At 63.2% G+C, this 7,538-nt stretch carries 10 protein-coding genes; 3 read left to right on the top strand and 7 right to left on the bottom strand.

Features of this window, described 5'->3' with window-relative positions:
• Positions 1-563: DNA translocase FtsK 4TM domain-containing protein (locus B2W70_RS10895; protein WP_286745652.1), on the bottom strand; the 563-nt coding region annotated here is incomplete at its 3' end.
• A gap of 121 nt (positions 564-684) precedes the next feature.
• Positions 685-1,356, bottom strand: a complete 672-nt coding sequence (locus tag B2W70_RS10890; RefSeq protein WP_058087942.1) for a Crp/Fnr family transcriptional regulator — start codon at positions 1,354-1,356, stop codon at positions 685-687.
• A 289-nt stretch (positions 1,357-1,645) separates the two neighbouring features.
• On the opposite strand from B2W70_RS10890, the gene trxB reads away from it, so the two are divergent.
• The 3 genes from trxB (at position 1,646) to rpmG (ending at position 3,277) form a co-directional block, all read left to right on the top strand.
• Positions 1,646-2,602 (top strand): thioredoxin-disulfide reductase, encoded by a 957-nt coding sequence (gene trxB, locus B2W70_RS10885; RefSeq protein WP_286745651.1) that lies wholly within the window; start codon positions 1,646-1,648, stop codon positions 2,600-2,602.
• Between the two features lie 256 nt (positions 2,603-2,858).
• Positions 2,859-3,092, top strand: coding sequence for a 50S ribosomal protein L28 (gene rpmB / locus B2W70_RS10880; protein ID WP_058087944.1), 234 nt, complete (start codon positions 2,859-2,861; stop codon positions 3,090-3,092).
• A 14-nt stretch (positions 3,093-3,106) separates the two neighbouring features.
• Positions 3,107-3,277 carry a 50S ribosomal protein L33 gene (rpmG, locus tag B2W70_RS10875; protein WP_058087945.1) on the top strand — a complete coding sequence of 57 codons (171 nt, stop codon included), beginning with the start codon at positions 3,107-3,109 and terminating at the stop codon, positions 3,275-3,277.
• Positions 3,278-3,395: 118 nt separating this feature from the next.
• Here rpmG and B2W70_RS10870 read toward each other — a convergent pair whose 3' ends face one another.
• From B2W70_RS10870 to B2W70_RS10850, 5 genes are all read right to left on the bottom strand, one after another.
• On the bottom strand, positions 3,396-3,764 hold the full coding sequence (locus B2W70_RS10870) for a response regulator (protein WP_137839796.1): 369 nt from the start codon (positions 3,762-3,764) through the stop codon (positions 3,396-3,398).
• A gap of 30 nt (positions 3,765-3,794) precedes the next feature.
• Positions 3,795-4,766: a chemotaxis protein CheX gene (locus tag B2W70_RS10865; RefSeq protein WP_286745648.1), complete on the bottom strand. Its 972-nt coding sequence runs from the start codon at positions 4,764-4,766 to the stop codon at positions 3,795-3,797.
• 28 nt (positions 4,767-4,794) lie between these two features.
• On the bottom strand, positions 4,795-5,349 hold the full coding sequence (locus B2W70_RS10860; protein ID WP_286745646.1) for a hypothetical protein: 555 nt from the start codon (positions 5,347-5,349) through the stop codon (positions 4,795-4,797).
• 5 nt (positions 5,350-5,354) lie between these two features.
• Complete coding sequence (locus B2W70_RS10855) at positions 5,355-6,080, bottom strand: methyl-accepting chemotaxis protein (protein ID WP_286745644.1); 726 nt, start codon at positions 6,078-6,080, stop codon at positions 5,355-5,357.
• Between the two features lie 84 nt (positions 6,081-6,164).
• A partial coding sequence (locus B2W70_RS10850) for an Hpt domain-containing protein (protein ID WP_286745642.1) occupies positions 6,165-7,538 on the bottom strand: 1,374 nt, incomplete at its 5' end.

The raw sequence follows: 7,538 nt of genomic DNA, 5'->3' as shown, positions 1-7,538 counted from the left end.
CCCCCACCGGCGTGCTCGCCAGCCAGGGCGGCTTCCTGCTTGTACAGGCGCGACCACTCCAGCGAACAACTCGCCGACATCAGCATCACCAGGCCCAGCCAGACCCGCCAGGCAGGCACAGCAGGCTCGGACCCAGCGCTGGCCAGGGCGTCGTCACGACGCAGCCAGCGGGCCAGGGCCCCCAGCCAGGCCCGGGCGCCGATCACCAGCAACCACCAAGCCGACAAGCCGAACAGCAGGTAGGCCAAGTCAGAAGCGTGGGCACCCAGCGCTCCCACCCAATTGCGCACCTCCTGGTGCTGACCAGAGGTCGTGAAGGCGGCATCCAGCCGGTGGTGGCTGACCAGGGCCAGCAAGGTCAACAACCAGACCACACCGCCAAACAACAAGGCCATCTGGAAGCGCAAGGTGTGCTCTGGCGCCACCGGCACATCGACCGGCTCCGGCACCGCAGGTCGGGAAAGGCGGGAGCCAACGCGGCCACCGGGGGGCGCCTCACCCCGACCTGACGGACGGGGGGCGGCAGGGGCATCTGACTGAAGGGAACCCAGGGGAAATGTCATGCGCCCATTTTGGGGCAAAAGCTCACCTTGCCCTGCCCACATGACAACGCCTCCACGGGGGAGGCGTTGGCACACTGCCGGGGTCGCCGCAGCCGGCGACCGACTGACAGCAGGTGAAGGGTCAGGCCGTCGCGGCCAGCCGGTCCTTGAGGACCACGCTGCCGGAATCCTGGGTTTCGATCAAGCCCCGCTCTTCGAGGTCCTTCATCACCCGGGAAACCATCTCGCGGGAGGCGCCCACGTGCTTGGCCAGGTCCTGGCGCGACACCTTGCCGCGGATGATCTTCTCGCCGGCGTCCTCGTCGGCCATGTCCAGCAGGGCGCGGGCCACGCGGCCGTACACATCCAGCAGGGCCAGGGATTCGATCTGGCGGTCGGCGTTGCGCAGGCGCTGGACCAGGCCGCGCAGGATGGCGTAGGACAGCGAGGAGTTCTCGGGCAGGCAGCGGGCGAATTCGGCGCGGCCCAGCACCAGCACATCGGTCTGCACCTCGGCGCGGACGGTGGCGGAATGGGGCTCGTTGTCGATCAGGCTCATCTCGCCCAGGTAGTCACCGGCTTCGAGCACAGCGAGGATGACTTCGCGGCCGCGCTCGTCGGAAGCGACAACGCGGGCACGGCCCGTCAGCAGGATGAACAGCGCGTTGGTTTTGCGACCGCGTTCGACGATCAGCTCGCCGCGGCGGTAGCGGCGCTTGACCACTCCTTCGGCGATGGCTTCGGCCTGGGCCTGCGTGAGCATCGAAAACAGCGGCACGCGACGGATCAGGTCGAGGTTGGACAACATGGCCATGGCGGCTCCTTCAGCGGGTTGTGAGAAGGGGCCGTGGCCCCATCTGATGCGAGTGTGTCGGGTGTGATCAGGTGGACAAATGCCACCTGCAACGGTGTGACAAACAACCTGTCCCTACAATTTTCGGCAGCGGCGCGGGATTTTTTAGCACTTTATGGAGGTCCGCCCAAGAGGCATGCACCGAACAGCGCCGTGAATCCCGCACAGTTCGCGCCCGACCCACCCGGCTGGGCGAGAATCCGCACCTGAACACCCAGACAGAGCCCCTGAAAGCGCACGAAAGCCCGTCATGAGCACCAACAACCACAGCAAAGTCCTTGTCCTCGGCTCCGGCCCCGCCGGCTACACGGCCGCCATCTACGCCGCCCGCGCCAACCTGCAGCCCACCCTGGTGACCGGCATGGCCCAAGGCGGGCAGCTGATGACCACGACCGAGGTGGACAACTGGCCTGCCGATGTGCACGGCGTGCAAGGCCCGGAGCTGATGCAGCGCTTCATGGAGCATGCCGAGCGCTTCAAGACCAGCATGGTGTTCGACCACGTCAACGAAGTCGACCTGTCCAAGCGCCCCTTCACGCTCAAGGGCGACGCCGGCACCTACACCGCCGACACGCTGGTGATCGCCACCGGCGCCTCGGCGAAGTACCTGGGCCTGCCCTCTGAAGAAGCCTTCATGGGCCGAGGTGTGAGCGGCTGCGCCACCTGCGACGGCTTCTTCTACCGCGACCAGGTGGTCTGCGTGGTGGGCGGCGGCAACACCGCCGTCGAAGAAGCCCTGTACCTGTCCAACATCGCCAGCAAGGTGCACCTGATCCACCGCCGCGACAAGTTCCGCGCCGAGGCCATCCTGATCGACAAAGTGGCGGAAAAGGTCAAGGCCGGCAAGATGGAGCTGCACCTGTTCCAGACGCTGGACGAGGTCCTGGGCGACCAGAGCGGCGTGACCGGCGTGCGCCTCAAGAGCACGAGCGACGGCTCGACCAAGGAGCTGGAAGTCAAGGGCTGCTTCATTGCCATCGGCCACCAGCCCAACACCGATATCTTCAAGGGCCAGCTGGAGATGAAGGACGGCTACATCGTCACGCAGGGCGGCCACAACGGTTTTGCCACGATGACCAGCGTGCCGGGCGTGTTCGCTGCCGGTGACGTGCAGGACCACGTCTACCGCCAGGCGATCACCAGCGCCGGCACCGGCTGCATGGCCGCCCTCGACGCCCAGCGCTTCCTGGAGCAGAACGGGGGCTGAGGGCTCGCAAAGCTGCACCCTGCCAGCAAGAGATCAAGCAGACTTTGCCAAACGGCTGGAATCTGTCTATAATCTTGGTTTTTGCAAATTCGTCCCGAAGCCATGGCTTGAGGCGTCGATGTTGATCGATGTTTCGAGTCCGTTTCGGAAGGGTGTGAACCAGGGCCCGATCCACGTCGTCGCCCTGCTCTGCACACTGGCCACCGCAACATCAGCATCACCTTGGGTGGTGCACACAAGCGAACGGAGAAGCGTCATGGCACGCGTCTGTCAAGTCACGGGTAAGGGCCCGATGTCCGGGAACAATGTTTCCCACGCCAACAACAAGACCAAGCGTCGTTTCCTGCCCAACCTGCAGTACCGCCGTTTCTGGGTCGAGAGCGAGAACCGCTGGGTGCGCCTGCGCATCAGCACCGCCGCTCTGCGCCTGATCGACAAAGTCGGCATCGACCAGGTCCTGTCGGACCTGCGCGCTCGCGGCGAACTGTAATTTAGGAGAACACCATGGCTGCTAAAGGCGGACGCGAAAAGATCAAGCTGGAGTCCACTGCGGGCACCGGCCACTTCTACACCACCAGCAAGAACAAGAAGACCACGCCCGAAAAGCTGGAATTCATGAAGTTCGACCCCAAGGCACGCAAGCACGTCGCCTACAAGGAAGTCAAGCTGAAGTGATTCGGCGCTGGCTGTTCGCAGCCAGCACACAAGAAACCCGCCCAGGCTTCGCGCCCCGGCGGGTTTTTTCATGGCCAATCAGGATGTGAATCGGATCGGGGCCAGGCCCCGAAGCAGATCAGCCGACAGCCAGTTTCTTGAACGTGGCCAAAACGGCGTCACCCTTGAAGGGCTTGACGATCCAGCCCTTGACGCCGGCGGCCTTGCCCCGCTCTTTCATGATCGGGGTGTTTTCGGTGGTCAGCATCACGATGTTGACCGCCGCATTGCCCAGCTCGCCACGGATCTTCTCGGCCATGGTCAGGCCGTCCATGTTGGGCATGTTGACGTCGCTGACCACCAGCTTGACGCGGGGGTCGCCCTTGAGCTTGGTCAGGCCATCGCGGCCATCGACCGCAGTGATCACATCCAGGCCATTGGCCTTGAGGAAATCACTGACTTCGTTGCGAACGGTTGCGGAGTCATCGACGACGAGCACTTGTGCCATGTTGGTTCACCTTTGGGTTTGTCAGAGCCATCAGAAGAGTTCGAGCTCTCCGGATTCGAAGAGGTCTTCGGCCACTGCCTCGTTTTCCTTGAATTTTTCAGGGGTCCAGCTGAGGTTGAAGATGAAGCGCTGGTAGAGCACCAGGGGGGCCATCTTTTCGTCGGGGTCGACCAGCATGTACTTGAAGCACAGCTGCGGATCCTCGGAGCCAAACGAGATGTAGCGGTGGGCGTGGTTGACGATGATGGGCACCTGGGACTGGCGTCCATCGATCGGGTCAAACGAGATGTAGCGGTTCTTGAACATGCCCCACACGAGGTTGGTGACCTCGCCCATCACGTGGTTGATGTCGCGGAAATCGATGTGATCATTCGGCACGATGTGCGTGCGACCACCCTCGACCAGCTTGACCACCGGCTCACCCTCGGTCTGGAACATCATGTAGCCACGGCACCAGTTGCTCTCCAGCGGGATGAGCGTGAACAGCTCGCCGTAGATGATGCGATCGCGCACGATGTAGGGCGACTCGGTCAACACCTCGATGTGCTTGAACTGGCTTTGCAGGGCCGTCTTCGTGATCTCGGTGATGCCACGCACCAGGGCGTTGGGGTACATCAGGCTGAAGATGGCGTGATCGATGACCTGCTTGAGCTGCGAGATGCCAGAGAGCATGTAGGCCGCGGTGAACAAGCTCTGCTGCCGGTCGCTCAGGTCGTCCAGGTGCGAGAAGGCCTCGCGTCGCAGGAAGATGGGCAGCTCGGGGCGAACGGCGTGGATCTCTTCGGCAAAGTCCAGCGCACTGTCGCCCTCCACTCGGTAGGTCTCCGACAGAAAGATGGCCCCCAAGTCGACGTTGGTCTTGAGCACCGAGAGCACGTTGGCGGCCGTCGCTTTGACGCACACCAGCTTGTTCTCATCACAAAACTGCCTGATCTTTTGCTGCGCGTCGTCGTCGTCATCGAGGACAAGGACCTTGCTGATGAGTTCAGCTTGTTCAACCATGGGGGATTCCTGTCAAGGTGGGTGGGGGTCAGAACATCTCGAGCTCGCCGTGGCTTTCCTCAACCACGGTGGTGTCGGCCCGGAAATCGATGTCCGCGAATTCACTGACAGCCAAGGTGGCATACAGCTTCATGGAGTCATTGACCACGATCTCGAAGTGGCGCACAAAGCCGGCGCCCAGCTCGTCGATGAAGTCAATGCAATGGCGATCGAGGAAATTGGGCGTGGACATGCCCAGGTAAGGGAAGTGCTGGGCCAGGTCGCGGTTGATCGCGCCGCAAAGGATGTTGCCCACCTCGCCCAGCACGTCCAGGAACTCTTCTTCGCTGAGCTCGTCCACAGGCCGGCGGTTGATGGCCGCCAGGTGCTGCTTGAGCTTGGCATCGAGCGTGAAGTACACCAGCGTCATCGCCCTGAACAGGTAGGACGACACCGTGAGGATGACGATGCGCTGCCCCTGGATGCGGGAAACATCCTCCAGCACCGAGACCTCGCACGAGTCTTCGGGCGATGCTGGCAGCGCGCCTTTGATGGCCTGCTTGGTGAAGAACTCGAACGCTTCGCGGGCGGATGGACTGATCATGGCTGTCAGGCGGCCTCGGCGAGGAGGCCACGGGTCTTGTTGTTGATCAACTGCAGCTCGGTGACTGCCCCGATGATCATCTTTCCGCCCGCCTGCATGTCCTGAAAGGTGGTGGTGGTGATCAGGTCGTTTTTGTAGAGGTTGTTGCGGTAGTCCTTGGACAGGGCCTCCGCGCGATTGGCCAGGGTGCGCACCTCGTTGGCCACCACGGCAAAGCCCTTGCCCATGTCACCCGCGCGCGCGGCCTCGATGGAGGCGTTGAGCGCCACGATCACCACCTGACGCACGATGGCCGCGAACTCGTCGTTGCGCTCATGCATCTCGCGGTTGTGGGTGAGCAGCACGCTCATGTCTTCGTGCCAGCGCTCGAAGGTCTTGATCAGGCCCAGCAGCTTTTCAATGGACTCGGCCAACTGGTTGGACGCGGCCAGGGTGCGCTCGCGCGAGTCGGCGGCACCGGACCTGACGTCGTGCAACTGGTCTTCCAGGCTGGCGCGCAGCTGGCCAAGCTCCTGCTGGGAGCTCACCTGCGTGCTCTCGAGCGCCTGTTGATGGCGCTCATGCTCGGCTCGCAGGTTGTTGATCTCGGCCTGCAGCAGTTGCTCGCGCGCCTGCACATCGGCCACGGGAATGCAGGGACCGATCGCAGACTGGCGTCGTTGCCACCACCAGGTGGCCACACCGCCGCCAACGATCAGGCTCACCGCGGAAATGCCCAGATCCAACCACATGTCACGCCTCGATCTTTCTTCTGAATGTTGATGCCTGAGGTCTTATCGACGGGTGCAACAGCTTCCTGAAGCACCGCGTCGCTGTCAGGCCGCCAGAGGCTGCACGGTGGCAGCGTGCTTGTCGGGCAGGGAGATCAGCAGCTCGAAGGGGCGCCATTCGTCGCCATCCTGGCCGCCGCGGAAGCGGATGACCACGTCACCGCCCTCGCGTTGCAGGAAGCCACGCACGGCGTCCATGCCCACGCCACGACCGGAGACCTCTGTAACCTGCTCGGCGGTGGAGAAACCGGAGGCGAAGATGAGGTTGGCCACCTCTTCTGGGCTCGCGTTGGACGCAGGATCCAGCACGCCGTTCTCGATGGCCTTGGCGCGGATCTTGGCGACGGCCAGGCCTCGGCCATCATCGTGCAGGCGCATCTGCATCTGGCCATCCTGAACCGCCAATTCCAGAGAGATCTGTCCAACAGGCGCCTTGCCGGCAGCGACCCGGGTCTCTGCGGTCTCCAGGCCATGGTCCATCGAGTTGCGCAGCAGGTGGGTGAACACGTTCTTGAGCAGCCCGGTGACCTGGTTGCGCACCATGATGCCGTGGTCCTGGATGGCGACCTTGGGCGGCTCCTTGCCCAGCTCGCGCGCCAGCGAAGGCAGCGACTCGACGATGCCGGCGAGCACGTGCTCGACCTTCTCGGAGCCAATGAGCTGCAAGGTGTGGCTGACCTTCTCCAGCGTGGCGCGCACCTCCTGGGCGTCGGCCTGATGAGCCTTTCGCAGCAGCTCCAGGGCATGCGAGACCTGGTCCTTCTCGACCATCAGGAAGCGCTCCACGCTGCCGCGGCGACCGGGGCCCTTGCGACCGAGCTTGTGGTCGTTGATCTTGTGGTATTCCTCGACGAGGGCGCCGACCTGAGCCAGCTGGGCCAGCAGCGCTTGGGCGTCCCATTCCTTTTCGGGGTCCTTGCGCAGCTCGTCGTAGGCCTGCTCCGTCTCGTGCACGGTGTTGGTCATGTGCTGCAGGCCGTAGGTGCGCGCATTGCCCTTGATGGTGTGCATGTTGCGGAACAGCAGGCCGATGGTGTCGGCGTCCTTGCCCTGGGCCTGGCGGATGAGCTGCTCGTTTTCTTCGACGAACTTGCGCGAGCCTTCGATGAACTCCTGGAACTTCTCCTGCGTGACCGCCAGGATCTCGCCGATGATTTCCAGCTCGCGCTTTTGCGCACCCGCCTCACTGGCCAGTCGCTTGAGTTCGGTGACGTCGCGCACGCACAGCATGAGCTTTTCGACCGTGTCGCTCTCATCGGCGATCGGCGACCAGCTCAGCTCCAGGCTCTTGACGGCGCCATTGGGCATGGTCTTTTCGAACTCGGTGACCAGCAGGTGCGAGTTGAACTCGTAGTTCATCATGTCTTCGCCGATGCACGAGCCGACGGCGGCATCCACCTGGGACAGGTCGTTGGAGCC

Source organism: Aquabacterium sp. UBA2148 (assembly GCF_002328915.1).
GTDB lineage: Bacteria > Pseudomonadota > Gammaproteobacteria > Burkholderiales > Burkholderiaceae_C > Aquabacterium > Aquabacterium parvum.
This window is presented reverse-complemented; position numbering and strand designations above follow the sequence as displayed.

Coding starts and splice junctions, on each gene's coding strand:
- B2W70_RS10890 (WP_058087942.1), bottom strand. CDS start 1,356: ATGGCCATGTTGTCCAACCTCGACCTGATCCGTCGCGTGCCGCTGTTT.
- trxB (WP_286745651.1), top strand. CDS start 1,646: ATGAGCACCAACAACCACAGCAAAGTCCTTGTCCTCGGCTCCGGCCCC.
- rpmB (WP_058087944.1), top strand. CDS start 2,859: ATGGCACGCGTCTGTCAAGTCACGGGTAAGGGCCCGATGTCCGGGAAC.
- rpmG (WP_058087945.1), top strand. CDS start 3,107: ATGGCTGCTAAAGGCGGACGCGAAAAGATCAAGCTGGAGTCCACTGCG.
- B2W70_RS10870 (WP_137839796.1), bottom strand. CDS start 3,764: ATGGCACAAGTGCTCGTCGTCGATGACTCCGCAACCGTTCGCAACGAA.
- B2W70_RS10865 (WP_286745648.1), bottom strand. CDS start 4,766: ATGGTTGAACAAGCTGAACTCATCAGCAAGGTCCTTGTCCTCGATGAC.
- B2W70_RS10860 (WP_286745646.1), bottom strand. CDS start 5,349: ATGATCAGTCCATCCGCCCGCGAAGCGTTCGAGTTCTTCACCAAGCAG.
- B2W70_RS10855 (WP_286745644.1), bottom strand. CDS start 6,080: ATGTGGTTGGATCTGGGCATTTCCGCGGTGAGCCTGATCGTTGGCGGC.